The organism is Aquibium sp. A9E412, assembly GCF_030398335.1.
Lineage (GTDB): Bacteria > Pseudomonadota > Alphaproteobacteria > Rhizobiales > Rhizobiaceae > A9E412.
Genome location: NZ_JAOAOP010000002.1, coordinates 78040 through 93520, shown reverse-complemented (window position 1 = coordinate 93520; position 15481 = coordinate 78040). Strand labels below are relative to the sequence as shown.

General features: G+C 71.4%; 18 protein-coding genes. 8 read left to right on the top strand and 10 right to left on the bottom strand.

Features of this window, described 5'->3' with window-relative positions; genetic code table 11:
• Positions 1-26 precede the first annotated feature (26 nt).
• Entirely contained in the window at positions 27-1217 is a 1191-nt protein-coding gene (locus N1F89_RS01750) for a GNAT family N-acetyltransferase (protein ID WP_290080882.1), read from the bottom strand.
• A gap of 88 nt (positions 1218-1305) precedes the next feature.
• Here N1F89_RS01750 and N1F89_RS01745 point away from each other — a divergent pair, with 88 nt between their 5' ends.
• Positions 1306-2361, top strand: a complete 1056-nt coding sequence (locus tag N1F89_RS01745) for a polysaccharide deacetylase family protein (protein ID WP_290080880.1) — start codon at positions 1306-1308, stop codon at positions 2359-2361.
• 6 nt (positions 2362-2367) lie between these two features.
• Here the strand turns inward: N1F89_RS01745 and N1F89_RS01740 are convergent, their stop codons facing one another.
• Positions 2368-2583 (bottom strand): DUF2842 domain-containing protein, encoded by a 216-nt coding sequence (locus N1F89_RS01740; protein WP_290080879.1) that lies wholly within the window; start codon positions 2581-2583, stop codon positions 2368-2370.
• Between the two features lie 249 nt (positions 2584-2832).
• Between N1F89_RS01740 and N1F89_RS01735 the strand changes: the two genes are divergently transcribed.
• A complete protein-coding gene (locus tag N1F89_RS01735) occupies positions 2833-3927 on the top strand; it encodes a COX15/CtaA family protein (protein WP_290080878.1) in 1095 nt (364 codons plus the stop codon).
• Between the two features lie 49 nt (positions 3928-3976).
• On the opposite strand, the gene argC is transcribed toward N1F89_RS01735, so the two are convergent.
• The 6 genes from argC to N1F89_RS01705 all read right to left on the bottom strand — a co-directional run bounded on the left by argC (position 3977) and on the right by N1F89_RS01705 (position 8593).
• A complete protein-coding gene (gene argC, locus N1F89_RS01730) occupies positions 3977-4909 on the bottom strand; it encodes an N-acetyl-gamma-glutamyl-phosphate reductase (RefSeq protein WP_290080876.1) in 933 nt (310 codons plus the stop codon).
• 83 nt (positions 4910-4992) lie between these two features.
• A complete protein-coding gene (speB, locus tag N1F89_RS01725; protein ID WP_290080875.1) occupies positions 4993-5949 on the bottom strand; it encodes an agmatinase in 957 nt (318 codons plus the stop codon).
• A gap of 106 nt (positions 5950-6055) precedes the next feature.
• Positions 6056-6532: a 30S ribosomal protein S9 gene (gene rpsI, locus N1F89_RS01720; protein WP_290080873.1), complete on the bottom strand. Its 477-nt coding sequence runs from the start codon at positions 6530-6532 to the stop codon at positions 6056-6058.
• Complete coding sequence (gene rplM / locus N1F89_RS01715) at positions 6525-6998, bottom strand: 50S ribosomal protein L13 (protein WP_290080872.1); 474 nt, start codon at positions 6996-6998, stop codon at positions 6525-6527. Before rplM ends, rpsI begins: the two co-directional genes overlap by 8 nt.
• A 249-nt stretch (positions 6999-7247) precedes the next feature.
• On the bottom strand, positions 7248-7712 hold the full coding sequence (locus N1F89_RS01710) for a PaaI family thioesterase (protein WP_290080871.1): 465 nt from the start codon (positions 7710-7712) through the stop codon (positions 7248-7250).
• Positions 7713-7729: 17 nt separating this feature from the next.
• Positions 7730-8593 carry a crotonase/enoyl-CoA hydratase family protein gene (locus tag N1F89_RS01705; protein WP_290080870.1) on the bottom strand — a complete coding sequence of 288 codons (864 nt, stop codon included), beginning with the start codon at positions 8591-8593 and terminating at the stop codon, positions 7730-7732.
• 123 nt (positions 8594-8716) lie between these two features.
• Between N1F89_RS01705 and N1F89_RS01700 the strand changes: the two genes are divergently transcribed.
• Positions 8717-9538, top strand: a complete 822-nt coding sequence (locus N1F89_RS01700; protein ID WP_290080869.1) for an enoyl-CoA hydratase — start codon at positions 8717-8719, stop codon at positions 9536-9538.
• A gap of 32 nt (positions 9539-9570) precedes the next feature.
• Here the strand turns inward: N1F89_RS01700 and N1F89_RS01695 are convergent, their stop codons facing one another.
• Positions 9571-9894 (bottom strand): hypothetical protein, encoded by a 324-nt coding sequence (locus tag N1F89_RS01695; protein WP_290080868.1) that lies wholly within the window; start codon positions 9892-9894, stop codon positions 9571-9573.
• 126 nt (positions 9895-10020) lie between these two features.
• On the opposite strand from N1F89_RS01695, the gene N1F89_RS01690 reads away from it, so the two are divergent.
• Complete coding sequence (locus N1F89_RS01690; protein ID WP_290080866.1) at positions 10021-10542, top strand: CoA-binding protein; 522 nt, start codon at positions 10021-10023, stop codon at positions 10540-10542.
• A gap of 101 nt (positions 10543-10643) precedes the next feature.
• Positions 10644-11930 (top strand): O-acetylhomoserine aminocarboxypropyltransferase, encoded by a 1287-nt coding sequence (locus N1F89_RS01685; RefSeq protein ID WP_290080865.1) that lies wholly within the window; start codon positions 10644-10646, stop codon positions 11928-11930.
• Between the two features lie 60 nt (positions 11931-11990).
• On the opposite strand, the gene N1F89_RS01680 is transcribed toward N1F89_RS01685, so the two are convergent.
• On the bottom strand, positions 11991-13004 hold the full coding sequence (locus N1F89_RS01680; RefSeq protein ID WP_290080862.1) for a zinc ABC transporter substrate-binding protein: 1014 nt from the start codon (positions 13002-13004) through the stop codon (positions 11991-11993).
• Positions 13005-13285: 281 nt separating this feature from the next.
• Between N1F89_RS01680 and N1F89_RS01675 the strand changes: the two genes are divergently transcribed.
• From N1F89_RS01675 to N1F89_RS01665, 3 genes are read left to right on the top strand one after another with little or no spacing between them, the layout of a single operon-like run.
• The gene (locus N1F89_RS01675) at positions 13286-14170 is read left to right on the top strand and encodes a metal ABC transporter ATP-binding protein (protein WP_290080859.1); all 885 of its coding nucleotides are present in this window, start codon (positions 13286-13288) and stop codon (positions 14168-14170) included.
• On the top strand, positions 14163-14972 hold the full coding sequence (locus N1F89_RS01670) for a metal ABC transporter permease (protein ID WP_290080857.1): 810 nt from the start codon (positions 14163-14165) through the stop codon (positions 14970-14972). Before N1F89_RS01675 ends, N1F89_RS01670 begins: the two co-directional genes overlap by 8 nt.
• On the top strand, positions 14969-15388 hold the full coding sequence (locus N1F89_RS01665; protein WP_290080856.1) for a Fur family transcriptional regulator: 420 nt from the start codon (positions 14969-14971) through the stop codon (positions 15386-15388). Before N1F89_RS01670 ends, N1F89_RS01665 begins: the two co-directional genes overlap by 4 nt.
• The last annotated feature ends 93 nt before the right edge of the window (positions 15389-15481 follow it).

Genomic DNA, 15481 nt, shown 5'->3' with positions numbered 1-15481 from the left:
CGCGCTGCGCGCCCGCCGGCGCGCCCTCAGCGGGCCGCGGAAAGCCGGCGCAGGCGCCTGACCAGCGCGCGCACCGCCGGCGTCTGCTTGGCGCTGCGGCGCAGCACGGTGCGCAGCCGCCGGCCGGCGGCATAGGCCCGGCCGCGCAGCGTCAGCGGCAAGACGACGTCGAACTGGCGCTCCTCGAGATCGCACCACAGCCGCTTGTAGTGCTCGTCGCCGACGCTGAAGTCGTACACGGCGAAGCCTTCCTCGCAGGCCTCGCGGATGTTTTCGAAGAACAGGAAGTCGCCCGGGCTGGCATGGGCCAGATCGTCGGCGGCGATGGCGCCGAACTCGCAGACCAGCCGGCCCGGCGCCGCGCTCGACCCGGTGACCGCGCGCAGCACGCCGCCGACCTCGAGCCCGTGCAGCACGAAGGCAGGCCTGGCCTTGCCCGCCTCGCCGCCGAACAGCGCCCGGAAGGCGGCGCGCACCGCCTCGTCGGCGAACACGTCGGCGATGCCCATCTGCGCGAAACGCGCGTGCTTCATGGCGAAGAAGGCGTCGAGCATCCGCGCGATCTCCTCCGGCGTCTCCGCGCGCAACCGCCGCACGCCGCCGACCGCCTCGAACTTGCGCTTCTGCGAGCGGTGCTTCTTGCCCTTGCGCTTGCCGTTGACGCGCTCGAGCAGCGCCTCGAAGCCGCCGTCGAGGGCGACGGCGAGCGCCACATCGGGGCTTTGCTGGCGCGGCAGCCCGGCCAGCGGGTTGGTCTGGCCGGCGATCCGCTCGGCCATGCGCTCCAGGCACACGACGTCGATGCGCCGGCCGGCGGCCGCCAGCGCGGCGGCGAGCGCGCCTGCCGTGCCGGCGTCGAGCGGGGGCAGCCCGGCCGCGGTGGCCGGAAAGTTGCCGTTGGCATGCCGCCCGCCGATCGGCCGCGCGAGGCTGAGGCCGCGCCTGCGCACGATCTCGAGCGGCAGCATGGCGAGCGTCGCGCCGTTGCGGCGGATTTCGGCGATCGCCGTCTCGCCTTCGGCGTGCGGCGCCCAGGCGGCGAGCCATTCGGGGCTCTGCGGCGGCGCGAACACCGCCTGCCGGCAGAACGCGGCGTAGGCTGCCTGCCCGGCCGTATCGGCCGCGTGCAGCGCGACGGCGAGGCCGCGGGCGGCCGGCGTCGCGTCGGCGCCGGTGCGTCCGGCAGGACGTCGGCTCGCCGTGGCTGCGTCAACCATCCTTCAATCCTTGAGCCCTAGCTTGCTCGCCATGCATGCGTGCTATCCTCCGATGCCGTGCGCCACGCTACCCGCAAAAGGTGAAGGAATGCTCGACAGGAAGGAAGCCGCTCGCAGGATCGCGCTCAACGCGATGCGGCTGACCGGGGCGGCGCCGCTCGCCGCGCCGTTCCTGTCCGGCGTCGGCGCCATCCTGATGCTGCACCGGGTGAGTGCCGAGCCGCCGAAGCCGCTCGGCATCAACCGGCATCTCACCGTCACGCCCGGCTTTCTCGACCGCCTGCTCGGCAAGCTGAAGCGCAAGCGCTACGCCTTCGTCACCATGGACGAGGCGGTCGAGGCGCTCGTCACCGGCCGCGGCCGGCGCTTCCTCGCCGTCACCGCCGACGACGCCTATCGCGACAACCTCACCGAAGCGCTGCCGGTGCTCGAGCACCACGACGTGCCGATCGCCATCCACGTCTGCCCCGGCCTGGCGAGCCGCCGCGTCGACCTGTGGTGGGACGTGCTGGAGGACGTGGTGTGCGCGCGCGACCGGCTCTATCTCGACACCGCCGAGGGCCGCGTCGCCTTCGACTGCGGCACGCTGGCCGCCAAGCACGAGACGGTGCGGGCGATCCACGACCACCTGACGACGGTGGTGCGCGAGGAGGAGCGCCAGACGGTGCTGCGCGACCTCGCCCGCTCCGTCGGCGTCGACCACGCCAAGCCCTCGCGCGACACGCTGATGGACTGGAACGAGATCCGGCGGGCCGCGCAGCACCGTCTGGTGACCATCGGCGCCCACACCGTGAACCACTACAACCTCAGGCGGCTGTCAGCCGAGGCGGCGCTGCGCGAGATGGCCGACGCCGCGCGCATCATCGAGCTCGAGCTCGGCCGGCGCCCCGTGCACATGGCCTATCCCTACGGCTACGAGAGCGCGGTCGGCCCGCGCGAGGTGGCGCTGGCGGCCGAGGCCGGCTACCGCTCGGCCGTCACCACCCGGCACGGCGTCTTGCAGCGCGAGCACGCCGGCCATCTGCACAGCCTGCCGCGCATCTCCGTCAACGGGCGCTACCAGCGCCTCGCCCATGTCCGCACCATGCTGTCGGGGCTGACGACGCCGCTGGCCAATGCCGGTCGCCGCCTCGTCACCGTGTGAGGCGCCTCAGCGGTTGTCCTGCGGCCGGCCGGCCATCCACTTGATGATCGCCATGGCCGGCAGCACCCACAGGAGGCCGGTGAAGAAGAAATAGGCGAGATGGGCGACCGCGCCCGCCTCGGCGAGCCGTGCCGTCGCCACGGTGGTGGCGATGAGCGCGTAGAGGACGACCAGCGCCACCAGCGCGATCATGCCGATGAACTTCTTCAGCCGGACGGGCATCGCCGGTTCCTTGTCTCGCCGCGCGGCTCGCAATCTCGCCCGGCGGGCGCGTTCGGCCCGGCGCGGATCTTGCGGGCGTGCGACGCCGCTTCGCGTGTCTTGCCACCGTGATCTAGAGCCCCGGCGCGGCGAGCGCAATGCCTGCCGGCGCGCGGCGCAGCGACGGCATGTCGCGCGCGCGCGGACCTTGCGCTCGGCGCGGCGTTGTTCCACTGATGCGCCGACCCGCACAGGATCCCCAGACCCGCCATGAGCAGCATCGCCCAAGCCGCCTCGCCATTCGACACGCGCGCCGCCGAAGCGCGCCATCGGCTGCAGGTGCGGCTTTGGCTCTACGGCGTTCTGGTGCTGGTGTTCGCGCTGGTGATCGTCGGCGGCGCCACGCGGCTGACCGATTCCGGCCTGTCGATCACGGAATGGAAGCCGATCCACGGCGTCATCCCGCCGATCGGCGAGGCGCAGTGGCAGGAGGAACTGGACAAGTACCGCCAGATCCCCGAGTACCAGCAGATCAACAAGGGCATGAGCCTGGCCGAGTTCAAGGTGATCTTCTGGTGGGAGTGGGCGCACCGGCTGCTCGCCCGCGGCGTCGGCTTCGCCTTCGCGCTGCCGCTCGCCTTCTTCTGGCTGACCGGCCGGCTCGAAAGCCATCTGAAGCCGAAGCTCCTCGGCATCCTCGCGCTCGGCGGTCTGCAGGGCGCGATCGGCTGGTGGATGGTCGCCTCGGGGCTGGTCGACCGCGTCGACGTCTCGCAGTACCGGCTCGCCGTGCACCTGACGATCGCCTGCCTGATCTTCGCCGCCATCATGGCGGTGGCGCGCGGCCTGGCGCCGCACACCGCCGGTCCGGCACCCATGGCCGTGCGCCGCTTCGCCGGCTGGTTCGTGATCGCGGTTCTGGTGCAGATCTACCTCGGCGGCCTGGTCGCCGGGCTCGATGCCGGGCTCGCCTACAACACCTGGCCGCTGATGGACGGTGCGCTGGTGCCGGGCGGCCTGTTCGTGCAGCAGCCGGCCTGGCTCAACCTGTTCGAGAACCCCAAGACCGTGCAGTTCGTGCACCGTCTCGGCGCCTATCTGCTGCTGGCGCTCGCCCTCTGGCATGCCTGGGCGAGCGTGCGCCGGGTGCCCGACACGACCCATGCCCGGCGCGCGCTGGCGCTGTTGGCGCTGGTCGTCGTCCAGGCGCTGGTCGGCATCGTCACCGTCGTCGGGGCGGTGCCGTTCGGCTGGGCGCTGGTGCATCAGGGCATGGCGCTCGTCGTGCTCGGCTTCGCCGTCGCGCACCGGCGCGCGGCGGCCGGCGCCTATCCGCCCGAGACGGCGGTGCGCACGGCCGGCTGACCGGCCGGGGCAGGGCCGCGCGGCGGCGCCCGCCCGAAGGCGCCAGGGTCTATCCGGCGCGACCCAGCATCAGGTCAAGGTTCTGCACCGCCGCGCCCGAGGCGCCCTTGCCGAGATTGTCGTAGACGGCGATCAGCAGCGCCTGCGCGCGCGCGTCGTTGGCAAAGACGTGCAGCGTCATGGCGTTGGTGCCGTTGTGACGCTGCGGGTCGAGCTCGGCCGAACGCTCGACGGCGGCGAGCGGCGCCACCGTGACGGCGCTGTCGGCGAGCGCGCCGTAGTGCTCGGCCAGCGCGCCGTGCAGCGCCCGGCCGCTCGGCACGCGCGCCAGCCGGCCGAGATGCAGCGGCACGGCCGTCAGCATCCCCTGGGCGAAGCGGCCCACCGCCGGCTGCATCAGCGGCGCGCCGGCAAGGCGCGCATAGGCGGTCAGCTCCGGCAGGTGCTTGTGGTCGAGCGTCAGCCCGTAGGGCATGAAGTGCGGCACGGCGGCGCCGTCGGCCTCGTAGGCCTCGATCATCGTGCGGCCGCCGCCGGAATAGCCCGACACGCCGTTGACGGTGACCGGCAGGTCGGCCGGCAGCAGGCCGGCGGCGATCAGCGGCCGCAGCGCCGCGATCGGCCCCTGCGGCCAGCAGCCCGGATTGGCCACGCGCTGCGCCTCGCGGATGGCGGCGGCCTGGTCGCGGTCCATCTCGGCGAAGCCGTAGGTCCAGCCCTCGGCGACGCGGTGCGCGCTCGAGGCGTCGATGACGCGCGTGCCGGCGTTCTCGATCAGCGCCACGCTCTCGCGCGCCGCGTCGTCCGGCAGGCACAGAATGGCGATGTCGGCGGCGTTGAGGAAGTCGGCGCGCGCCGCCGGGTCCTTGCGCTTGTCGGCCGGGATCGACAGCACCTCGATGTCGCGCCGCTCGGCCAGCCGGCCGCGGATCTGCAGCCCCGTGGTGCCGTGCTCGCCGTCGATGAAGATCTTCGCAGTCATGGGCTCGGGTTCCGAACGTCTTTTGAAATCAGCAGATTGAGAGGCGTTCCGGAGTCGATTTCCGAAGCGCCTGAATCGGATTGTCAGCCGCGCTCGCGCAGCCGGCGCTCGGCGAGCAGGCCGAGATAGTGCATCGCCACCGCGGCCCCGGCAATCGCCGTCACGTCGGCGTGGTCGTAGGGCGGCGCCACCTCCACGACGTCGGCGCCGACGATGTCGAGCCCGCCGAGCTGGCGCAGCACCGACAGCATCCTGGCCGACGACGGGCCGCCGGCGACCGGCGTGCCGGTGCCCGGCGCGAAGGCGGGGTCGAGGCAGTCGATGTCGAAGGTCACGTAGACCGGCTTGCCGGCGGTGCGCTCGGCGATCGCATAGGCGATGTCGGCCGCGCGCATCTCGTCGAGCGCGTAGCCGTCGATGATCTTGATGCCGCAGTCGCGCGGCGCGTGGGTGCGGATGCCGATCTGGATCGAGCGCTCGGCATCGATCGCCCCCTGGTCGACGGCGCGGCCGACGAAGGAGCCGTGGTCGACGCGCCGGCCGTCGTCCGGCCAGGTGTCCTGGTGCGCGTCGAACTGCACCAGCGCCAGCGGCCCGTGCCGGGCGGCATGCGCCTTGAGCAGCGGCCAGGTGACCGAATGGTCGCCGCCGAGCGACAGCAGGAAGGCGCCCGAGCGCAGGATCCGCGCCGCCTCGCGCTCGATCAGCCGCGGCGTCTTGGCGTGGTCGCCGAAATCGAGCAGGCAGTCGCCGAGGTCGACGACGGCGAGCGTGTCGAACAGGTCGAGGCCGAACGGATGTTGCGGGTCGTTGTCGAGGATCGCCGAGGCGCGGCGGATCGCCTGCGGCCCGAAGCGCGCGCCCGGCCGGTTCGACACCGCGGCGTCGAACGGGATGCCCCACACAACCGCGTCGGCGCCCTTCGGCGACTTGGCGTATCGCCGCCGCATGAAGGACAGCGCCCCGGCATAGGTCGGGTCGCCGGCCGCGCCCTTCAGGCCGCGTGCGGTGAAGGCGTTGTCGATCGATCTCGAGGGCATGCGTTCCTCCGTCTCGGCGGCGCGGACGGTGCCGCGCGGGGCAGGGGGGCAACACGAAAAAGCGGGCCCAAAGGCCCGCCCTGTCGTCTCGCGGCTCTCCGCGCCGTCAGCGCTTGGAGAACTGGAACGAGCGGCGCGCCTTCCGCCGGCCGTACTTCTTTCGCTCGACCACGCGGCTGTCGCGGGTCAGGAAGCCGCCCTTCTTGAGCACGGGGCGCAGCTCCGGCTCGTAGTGGGTGAGCGCCTTCGACAGGCCGTGGCGCACCGCGCCGGCCTGGCCCGACAGGCCGCCGCCGGTGACGGTGGCGATCACGTCGTACTGGCCGTTGCGGTTGGTCGCCACGATCGGCTGCTGCAGGATCATCTGCAGCACCGGCCGGGCGAAATAGGCCTCGAACGACTTGTCGTTGACGGTGATCTTGCCGGTGCCCGGCTTGACCCAGACGCGCGCGATGGCGTCCTTGCGCTTGCCGGTCGCGTAGGCGCGGCCATGCGCGTCGAGCTTCTGGACATGCACCGGCGCCTCGGGCGCCTGGGGCGCGGCGGCCTCGCCGAGCTCCTGCAGGGAATTCAGTTCAGCCATACTTCTGGACCCTTACGTTCTTCTTGCTCATGGCGGCGACGTCGAGCGCCTCTGGCTGCTGCGCCGCATGGGGATGCTCGGACCCGGCATAGACGCGCAGGTTCTTCATCTGGCGCCGGCCGAGCGGGCCGCGCGGGATCATGCGCTCGACCGCCTTTTCCACGACGCGCTCGGGAAAGCGGCCTTCGAGGATCTGGCGCGCGGTGCGCTGCTTGATGCCGCCGGGATGGCCGGTGTGCCAGTAATAGGTCTTGTCGTCGCGCTTCTTGCCCGTCAGCACCACCTTGTCGGCGTTGATGATGATGACGTTGTCGCCGTCGTCGACATGCGGCGTGAAGCTCGGCTTGTGCTTGCCGCGCAGGCGGTTGGCGACGATGGTGGCGAGGCGCCCGACGACCAGCCCTTCGGCGTCGATGAGCACCCATTTCTTCACCACGTCCGCAGGCTTCTGCGAAAAGGTCTTCATGGTCTCGCTGTCCGTGTCATGAACCCTTTGAAAGAAAAGGGCGTTTCTTGTTGCTTCCCGATGGCCGCCGGGTGCGGCCCTCGGCGCGCGACGGCCGCCCTGGACGGCCGTCAACGAAAACGCGGCCCGGGCGGGGCCGCATTCCGCGGTGGCTTATAGGCGAGGCGGGGTTTCCCGTCAAGCGCAAAAACACGCCGCTCTTCGCAGAAAAGCAAGTCAAATCAATCGGTTGTACATTGAGGTATTAGGTTACCCCAAAGCGGCACCGCGCTTCGGCGGAATGGAGTAGGTGCCTGTGGCATGGGCGACGAGATGCCGGTCGACGCCGGCGGTCATGTCGATGTCGAACACCATCAGGCTGCGGCCGAGCTTGAGGATGCGGCATTCGCCGGTCACCGGCCCGGCCTCGGCCTTGCGCATGAAGTTGATGTTGAGGTTGGTCGTCACCGACAGCGCCTCGCGGCCGATATGCGACAGCACGCAGACATAGCCGCCGATGTCGGCCAGCGTGAACAGCGAGGGGCCCGACACCGTGTTGCCCGGCCTGAGGTGGCGTTCGCTGGCGTTGAGCCGCACCGTGCAGCCGCCCGGCCGCACCGCCACCGCCTCGTAGGCGGCGAAGTCCTCGTTGAGCTGCGGGTAGACCTGCTTGAGGAAGGCGTTGACCTCCTCGGCGGTCATCACCGGCGCGAGGCCGGGCTTGTGCGCGGTCATCGGGGCGTGTCTCCGGTTCAGGCCTGCGGGTTGATCGGCCGGTTGGCGGTCCAGTCGAACGTGCCCTGATCGCGCTCGCGCACGGCCTGCTTCCAGCCCGCCGTCTCGGCGCGCTGCTTGAAGTTGAGGCCCTCGGGCGAATGGCGGGTGATGCCGTCGAACACCGTGGCGAACATCTGCGTCTGCTTCAGCCCCATCGCCTCGATCGCCTGGTTGACGACCAGCTTCTGCATCATGAGCTGGTTGACCGGCACGGTGGCCATGCGCTGGGCGAGCGCCTCGACCTCCGCGTCGAGCCGCTCGGCCGGTACCGCCTTGAGCACCAGGCCGAGCCGCTCGGCCTCGCGGCCGTCGATCCGGTCGCCGGTGAACAGCATGCGCTTGGCCCGTTCCGGCCCCAGCCGGTAGACCCACATCGCCGTCGTCGGGCAGCCCCACACGCGCACCGGCATGTAGCCGATCTCGGCGTCCTCGGCCATCACGATCATGTCGGAGCACAGCGCGATGTCGGAGCCGCCGGCCACCGCGAAGCCGTGCACCTTTGTGACGACCGGCCGGTAGCTGCGCCACAGCGACATGAACAGCTCGGTGTTGCGCATCATGAAGGCGTAGTCCTGCATCGGGTCCCAGGGCATCTCCTGGGTGACCGCGTTGCCGGCCCCGGCCGCCGCCTCGGCGTAGTAGGTCAGGTCGTAGCCGGCGCAGAAGGCGCGCCCGGCGCCCGACAGCACGATGACGTGCACGCCGGCGTCGCCGTTCGCCCGCTCCACCGCCTCGGCCAGGGCGCGCGGCAGCTCGTCGTCGATCGCGTTGAGCACCTCCGGCCGGTTGAGCGTGATGCGCGCGATGCGCCCGTCCTTCTCGTAGAGCACCTTGGCCACGAACCGCTCCTTCCGTTCGCGTAAACGTCAATCACAATCGCCGCATCCTCCCTTTTCTTCAAGCCGGCGCATGGTATTTCTGGAGGGACGGCCGAAGGCGGCCGGCAAGCCAGGGAGGCGGCGATGGCCGAGGCGACGGCAACCGGCGAGACCGCGGTGCGCGGCCCGCTCGACGCGCGGCTGGAGGATGGCGTGTTGTGGCTGACGCTCGCCGCCCCGCCGGCCAACGCGCTGTCGATCGCCATGATCGAGGCGCTGCAGGGCGAGCTCGACCGGGTGCGGGCGAGCGAGGCCGTGCGCGTCATCGTCATCGCCGCGCAAGGCAAGGTGTTCTGCGCCGGGCACGACCTCAAGGAGATGACGGCGCACCGCGCCGACGCCGACGGCGGCCGCGCCTTCTTCGCCCACACCATGGCGCTGTGCGCGCGGCTGATGCAGACCGTGGTGCGCCATCCCCGGCCGGTGATCGCCGCCGTCGACGGCATGGCGACGGCGGCCGGCTGCCAGCTCGTCGCCTCCTGCGACCTGGCGGTGGCGGGCGAGGCGGCGCGCTTCGCCACGCCGGGCGTCAACATCGGCCTGTTCTGCTCGACGCCGATGGTCGCCCTGTCGCGCAACGTGGCGCGCAAGCATGCCATGGAGATGCTGCTGACCGGCGAGCCGATCGCGGCGGAGCGCGCCGCCGAGATCGGCCTGGTCAACCGCGTGGTGCCGTCCGGCTCGGCCGTCGCGGAGGCCGGCGCGCTTGCCGAACGGATCGCCGGCAAGTCGCCGCTGACGCTGCGCATCGGCAAGGAGGCCTTCTACGAGCAGGCCGAGATGGGGCTTGCCGAGGCCTACGACCACGCCGCCCGGGTGATGGTGGAGAACATGCTGGCGCGCGACGCCGAGGAGGGCATCGCCGCCTTCATCGACAAGCGCAAGCCGGTCTGGCGCGGCGTCTGAGGGCGGGGCGGCGGCGCGCCGGGCGGACCCGCTCAGTCGCGGCGGAACGGGTCGTCGTCGTCGAGCTGCTGCATGCAGCGCAACAGCGGGCATTGCGCCCGGTCCGCGGTCGGGATCCAGTGCGGCGCGGCGACCTCGCCATAGGCGCAGTAGCTGCGGTTGCGCACGTAGCGGTCGTAGCGCGTCAGGCTCGGATTGCTGGCCGCCGGATAGCGGAAGATCACCGCGCCCTCCTCGGCGACCAGAGCCTTGGCCTCGCCGCAGTTCAGCGACGGCGAATCGTAGCGCGAGATGGCTTGCGCCGGCGCGCTCGCGAGCGTCAGGCCGGCAGCCAGGAGAACGGCCTTGCGGATCATGGGAAGGACCTCGACGGGCTTGGCGTTGGTTCTGATCCAGTCTATCAAATGCCGCGGCCCGGTGGAACGCGCCTGCCGTGGACCGTGTTCCGCCTTGAAGCCGCACCGTTCGAGCGCCGAGGCCGCATGAACCACGATTCCTACGACGACGCCTATATCTCCGGCATCCTCAACACCGTGCGCACCGTCGCCATCGTCGGCGCCTCGGCGAACGAGGTGCGGCCCAGCTTCTTCGTCACCAAGTATCTGATCGACAAGGGCTACACGGTCTTTCCGGTCAATCCCGGCCATGCCGGCAAGACGATCCTCGGCCGCCCGGTCCATGCGCGGCTCGCCGACATTCCCGAGCCGATCGACATGGTCGACGTCTTCCGCGCCTCCGCCGCCGTGCCGGGCATCGTCGACGAGGTGCTGGCGCTCGACCCGCTGCCCAAGGTGATCTGGATGCAGCTCACCGTGCGCCACGACGAGGCGGCGCGCCGCGCCGAGGCCGCCGGCATCAAGGTGGTGATGGATCGCTGCCCGAAGATCGAGTACGCCCGGCTGTCGCGCGAGATCGGCTGGAACGGCGTCAACAGCAAGGTCATTTCGGCGCGCAAGCCGCTGATGAAGGCCGGTTTCCAAAGTTTCGGCATCCGGCAGCGCTGATTTTCCCGTCGCCGGCGTGCCGCCGCGCAAATCGCCTTTGCCTTGACGGCGCGACTTTGCGAACAATGCGCACCGATTTTCAGGCAACAGGAGAACCGACGATGAGCGAGCGTACGCCCGGATTCAACACCTTGGCCGTTCATGCCGGCGCCCAGCCGGACCCTGCGACCGGAGCGCGCGCGACGCCGATCTACCAGACGACGTCCTACGTCTTCGACGACGTCGACCACGCCGCCTCGCTGTTCGGCCTCAAGGCGTTCGGCAACATCTACACGCGCATCATGAACCCGACCCAGGCGGTGCTGGAGGAGCGCGTCGCCGCGCTCGAGGGCGGCACGGCGGCGCTCGCCACGGCCTCGGGCCACGGCGCGCAGCTCCTCATCTTCCACACGCTGATGAAGCCGGGCGACAATTTCATCGCCGCCAAGAAGCTTTACGGCGGCTCGATCAACCAGTTCGGCCACGCCTTCAAGAGCTTCGACTGGCATGTGCGCTGGGCCGACACCGGCGACCCGTCGACCTTCGAGGACCAGATCGACGCGCGCACCCGCGCCATCTTCGTCGAAAGCCTGGCCAATCCGGGCGGCGTCTTCGTCGACCTGGAGAAGATCGCCGAGATCGCCCGCCGGCACGGCCTGCCGCTGATCGTCGACAACACCATGGCCACGCCCTACCTGATGCGGCCGATCGAGCACGGCGCCGACATCGTCGTCCACTCGCTGACCAAGTTCATGGGCGGCCACGGCAACTCGATGGGCGGCGTGCTGGTCGACGCCGGCACCTTCGACTGGTCGAAGTCGGGCAATTACCCGATGCTGTCGGAGCCGCGCGAGGAGTATGGCGGCATCGTTCTGCACGAGACCTTCGGCAACTTCGCCTTCGCCATCGCCGCGCGCGTCATCGGCCTGCGCGACTTCGGGCCGACCATCGCGCCCTTCAACGCCTTCATGATCCTGACCGGCATCGAGACGCTGCCGCTCAGGATGCAGCGCCACTGCGAGAACGCGCTGAAGGTCGCCGAGTGGCTGTCGAAGCACCCGGCGGTCGCCTGGGTCTCCTATCCGGGCCTGCCCGACGACGCCAACCACGCGCTGATGCGCAAATATTCGCCCAAGGGCGCCGGCGCCGTCTTCACCTTCGGCCTGAAAGGCGGCTTCGAGGCCGGCGTCAAGGTGGTGGAGGGCGTCGAGATGCTGTCGCACCTGGCCAACATCGGCGACACCAAGTCGCTCATCATCCATCCCGCCTCGACCACCCACCGGCAGCTTTCCGACGAGCAGCAGACCGCCGCCGGCGCCGGACCGGACGTGGTGCGCCTGTCGATCGGCCTGGAGGACGCCGAAGACATCATCGCCGATCTCGAGCAGGCGCTCGCCAGGGCCGGCTGACCCGGCCGGCCGTCGGGCGCGTCCGCGTGCCGGCGGCGGGCCGGCACGCGGCGGGCGCGCTCAGCCGGCCTCGGCCAGGCAGTCGCGCATCGCCGTCGCCATGCCGCGGATCAGCGCGAAATAGAGCTCCGGCCCGTCGTCCAGGTCGGCGCCGAGCGGGTCGAGCACGGCGCTCCGCGCGCCGGTTCCCTCGCTCACCACGGCGACCAGCCGCGGCTCGAACTGCGGCTCGGCGAACACGCAGACCGCGTCGAGGCGGCGCACCGCCTCGCGGATCTCGGCCACCCGCTCGGCGCCGGGAGCGACCTCGGGGTTGACCGTCAGCGCGCCGGCCGCCGTCACGCCGAACCGCTCCTCGAAATAGCGGTAGCCGTCGTGGAAGACGACGAAGCCGCGTCCGCGGACGGGCTCGAGCATCGCCGTCACCTCCGCCGTCAGCGCGGCGAGCCGCGCGCCGGCGGCGGCGGCGTTGTCGCGATAGCGCGCCGCATTGTCGGGATCGACCGCGCCGAGCACGGCGGCGATGCGCTCCGTCATGGCGGCGGCGTTTGCCGGATCGAGCCAGACATGCGGGTCGAGCCCGTCGTCATGGCCGTGCGCGTCGTCGTCGGCCCGTGCGGCGTCCGCGGCATGGTCGTGCCCGTGTCCGTCGTCCTCGCCATGCGCGTGGTCGTGATCGTCGTCGTCATGCGCATGCGCCTCGAAGGTGCTGCCGGAGCGGAAGCCGAGCCGCGTCAGGCCTTCGCTCTCGATCAGCGCGACGGTGCGCGCCTCGCGGCCGAGCGTGGCGAGCGGGCGTTGCAGGAAGGTTTCGAGCTGCGGGCCGATCCAGAACACGACGTCGGCGTCCTCGATGGCGGCGGCCTGCGAGGGCTTCAGGCTGTAGCTGTGCGGCGAGCCGGCGCCCTCGATCAGCAGCTGCGGGGTGCCGACGCCCTCCATCACCGCCGCGACCAGCGCGTGGACCGGCTTGATCGACACCACCACGTCGGGCGCGGCCGCGGCCGCGCCGGCCACCCCCTGCCATGCGAGAGCGCCTGCCGCCAGCAGCGCGCCGGTCAGTCCGTTCCTCATTCCGTTCCCTCCTTCGATCGCCCGCAGGCACCGGTGTGATGTGGATCGACGTGATGTTATAAGATCACAGATTGCGTAACCTTATAACGTATGCGATAAGCGCCGGCAAGCGTCTCGTCGCACGCTCGCCGCCGCTGCCCGCGGTGTGCCGACCGGTGGGGGCGGGGCCGCGCCCGGACCGCACGGGCGACGGCCGACAGGCGACGAATGACAGACGATCGGCGTCGGCCGGGCCGCAACGGCCTGCCGGCCGCACGCCGCAACCCGCGAAGGCCGCATCGGTGCACAAGCCGCATGATCCGCATGATCCGCACGAACCGCTCGTCGCCCTCGACAACGCCGGCATAAGGCGGGCCGGGCGCTGGCTGGTGCGCGGCGTCGACCTTTCGGTCGGGCCGGGCGAGATCGTCACGCTGATCGGCCCGAACGGTTCCGGCAAGTCGACCACCGCGCGGTTGGCGCTCGGCGTCCTGGCGCCAGACGAGGGCCGGGTGCGCCGGCGCGAACGGCTGCGCGTCGGCTACGTGCCGCAGTCGGTGGCGGTCGACTGGACGCTGCCGCTGACCGTCGGCCGCTTCATGCGGCTGACCGCGCGGCTGTCGCCGGCCGAGGTCGCCGCCGCGCTCGCCGACACCGGCATCGGCCATCTCGACAAGGCCGAGCTGCGCACGCTGTCGGGCGGCGAGTTCCAGCGCGCCATGCTGGCCCGCGCGCTCGCCCTCAAGCCGCAGCTTCTGGTGCTCGACGAGCCGGTGCAGGGCGTCGACTTTTCCGGCGAGATCGCGCTCTACGAGCTGATCGCCGCCGCCCGCGACCGGCTCGGCTGCGCGGTGCTGATGATCTCGCACGACCTGCATGTGGTGATGGCGGCGACCGACCGGGTGATCTGCCTCAACGGCCATGTCTGCTGCGAGGGGCCGCCGCGCGCCGTCGCCGAGAGCCCGGAGTACCGCCGCCTGTTCGGCGACCGTGCCGCCGCCGCGCTCGCCGTCTACCGGCACGACCACGACCACACCCATCTGCCCGACGGCCGGGTGCGCCATGCCGACGGCAGCGTCACCGAGAGCTGCCATCCGGGCGACGGCCATCATCACGGCCGCGATCGCGAGGCCGCCCTCCCGGCACCCGATGCGCGGGCCGAGCGCCGGGAGGGCGGCGATGCTTGACGACTTCTTCCTGCGGGCGCTGGTCGCCGGCATCGGCGTGGCGCTCGTCGCCGGACCGCTCGGCTGCCTGGTCGTGTGGCGTCGCATGGCCTATTTCGGCGATACGCTGGCGCATGCCGCGCTGCTCGGCGTGGCGCTCGCGCTGCTGCTTCAGGTCGACGTCACGCTCGCCGTGTTCGCGGTCGCCGCGCTGGTCTCGCTGGCGCTTCTGGCGCTGCGCCGCCAGGGCACGCTCGGTTCCGACGCGCTGCTCGGGCTCCTGTCGCATTCGGCGCTGGCGCTCGGCCTCGTCGCGCTGGCGCTGATGAGCTGGGTGCGCGTCGACCTGATCGGCTTCCTGTTCGGCGACATCCTCGCCGTCTCGCGCGCCGACATCGCCGTCATCTATGCCGGCGGCGCGGCGGTGCTGGCCGTGCTCGCCTGGCTGTGGCGGCCGCTCTTCGCCGCCACCGTCAGCCGCGAGCTCGCCGCCGCCGAGGGCTTGCGGCCCGATCGCGCCGAGCTCGTCTTCATGCTGCTGATGGCCGTCGTCGTGGCGATCGCCATGAAGGTCGTCGGCGTGCTTCTCATCACCGCGCTCATCATCATCCCGGCCGCCACCGCCCGCCGCTTCGCCCGCACGCCGGAGCAGATGGCCGTGCTGGCGGCGCTCGCCGGCGTGGTGGCCGTGGTCGGCGGGCTCTACGGCTCGCTCGCCTGGGACACGCCCTCGGGGCCGAGCATCGTCGTCGCCGCGCTGGTCCTCTTCCTGCTCGGCCTCGTGCCGCTGGCCGGTCGGCGCGCCGGGGGCGGGACGCGATGAGCCGGCACGCGCATGGCCAACCCGCCGGCCTGACGCGCAACCAGGCGCTGGTCCATCGCGCGCTGGCCGAGGCCGAAGGGCCGCTCAGCGCCTACACCATCCTCGACCGGTTGCGCGGCGAGGGGCTGCGCGCCCCGCTGCAGGTCTACCGCGCGCTGGAAAAGCTGGTCGAGCGCGGCCTCGTGCACCGGCTCGAAAGCCTCAACGCCTTCGTCGCCTGCAGCCATCCCGAGACGGCGGTGCACGACGCGACCGCTTTCGCCATCTGCGACAAGTGCGGCACCGTGTCGGAGCTGGCCGATGCCCGCCTGGCGCGCCGGCTCGCCACGCTGGCCGGCGAGGCCGGCTACACGCTCGACCGCTCGACGGTGGAGCTGCGCGGCCTGTGCCGCGCCTGCCGGCCGGCGGCCGGCTAAAGCGGTTCCAGGCGACGTGGACACCGCCTCGCCGTCGGCAAACCCGTCAGGACAACAACTGGCAGATGATCTGCGATTCCGTGAAAGCCGATC

Bases quoted from the DNA above. Each gene is read 5' to 3' on its own strand.
- N1F89_RS01680 (WP_290080862.1), bottom strand. From the start codon at position 13,004: ATGAGGAACGGACTGACCGGCGCGCTGCTGGCGGCAGGCGCTCTCGCA.
- rpsI (WP_290080873.1), bottom strand. From the start codon at position 6,532: ATGGCTGAACTGAATTCCCTGCAGGAGCTCGGCGAGGCCGCCGCGCCC.
- argC (WP_290080876.1), bottom strand. From the start codon at position 4,909: ATGACTGCGAAGATCTTCATCGACGGCGAGCACGGCACCACGGGGCTG.
- N1F89_RS01735 (WP_290080878.1), top strand. From the start codon at position 2,833: ATGAGCAGCATCGCCCAAGCCGCCTCGCCATTCGACACGCGCGCCGCC.
- speB (WP_290080875.1), bottom strand. From the start codon at position 5,949: ATGCCCTCGAGATCGATCGACAACGCCTTCACCGCACGCGGCCTGAAG.
- N1F89_RS01685 (WP_290080865.1), top strand. From the start codon at position 10,644: ATGAGCGAGCGTACGCCCGGATTCAACACCTTGGCCGTTCATGCCGGC.
- N1F89_RS01690 (WP_290080866.1), top strand. From the start codon at position 10,021: ATGAACCACGATTCCTACGACGACGCCTATATCTCCGGCATCCTCAAC.
- N1F89_RS01745 (WP_290080880.1), top strand. From the start codon at position 1,306: ATGCTCGACAGGAAGGAAGCCGCTCGCAGGATCGCGCTCAACGCGATG.
- N1F89_RS01750 (WP_290080882.1), bottom strand. From the start codon at position 1,217: ATGGTTGACGCAGCCACGGCGAGCCGACGTCCTGCCGGACGCACCGGC.
- N1F89_RS01700 (WP_290080869.1), top strand. From the start codon at position 8,717: ATGGCCGAGGCGACGGCAACCGGCGAGACCGCGGTGCGCGGCCCGCTC.
- rplM (WP_290080872.1), bottom strand. From the start codon at position 6,998: ATGAAGACCTTTTCGCAGAAGCCTGCGGACGTGGTGAAGAAATGGGTG.
- N1F89_RS01665 (WP_290080856.1), top strand. From the start codon at position 14,969: ATGAGCCGGCACGCGCATGGCCAACCCGCCGGCCTGACGCGCAACCAG.
- N1F89_RS01670 (WP_290080857.1), top strand. From the start codon at position 14,163: ATGCTTGACGACTTCTTCCTGCGGGCGCTGGTCGCCGGCATCGGCGTG.
- N1F89_RS01695 (WP_290080868.1), bottom strand. From the start codon at position 9,894: ATGATCCGCAAGGCCGTTCTCCTGGCTGCCGGCCTGACGCTCGCGAGC.
- N1F89_RS01710 (WP_290080871.1), bottom strand. From the start codon at position 7,712: ATGACCGCGCACAAGCCCGGCCTCGCGCCGGTGATGACCGCCGAGGAG.
- N1F89_RS01740 (WP_290080879.1), bottom strand. From the start codon at position 2,583: ATGCCCGTCCGGCTGAAGAAGTTCATCGGCATGATCGCGCTGGTGGCG.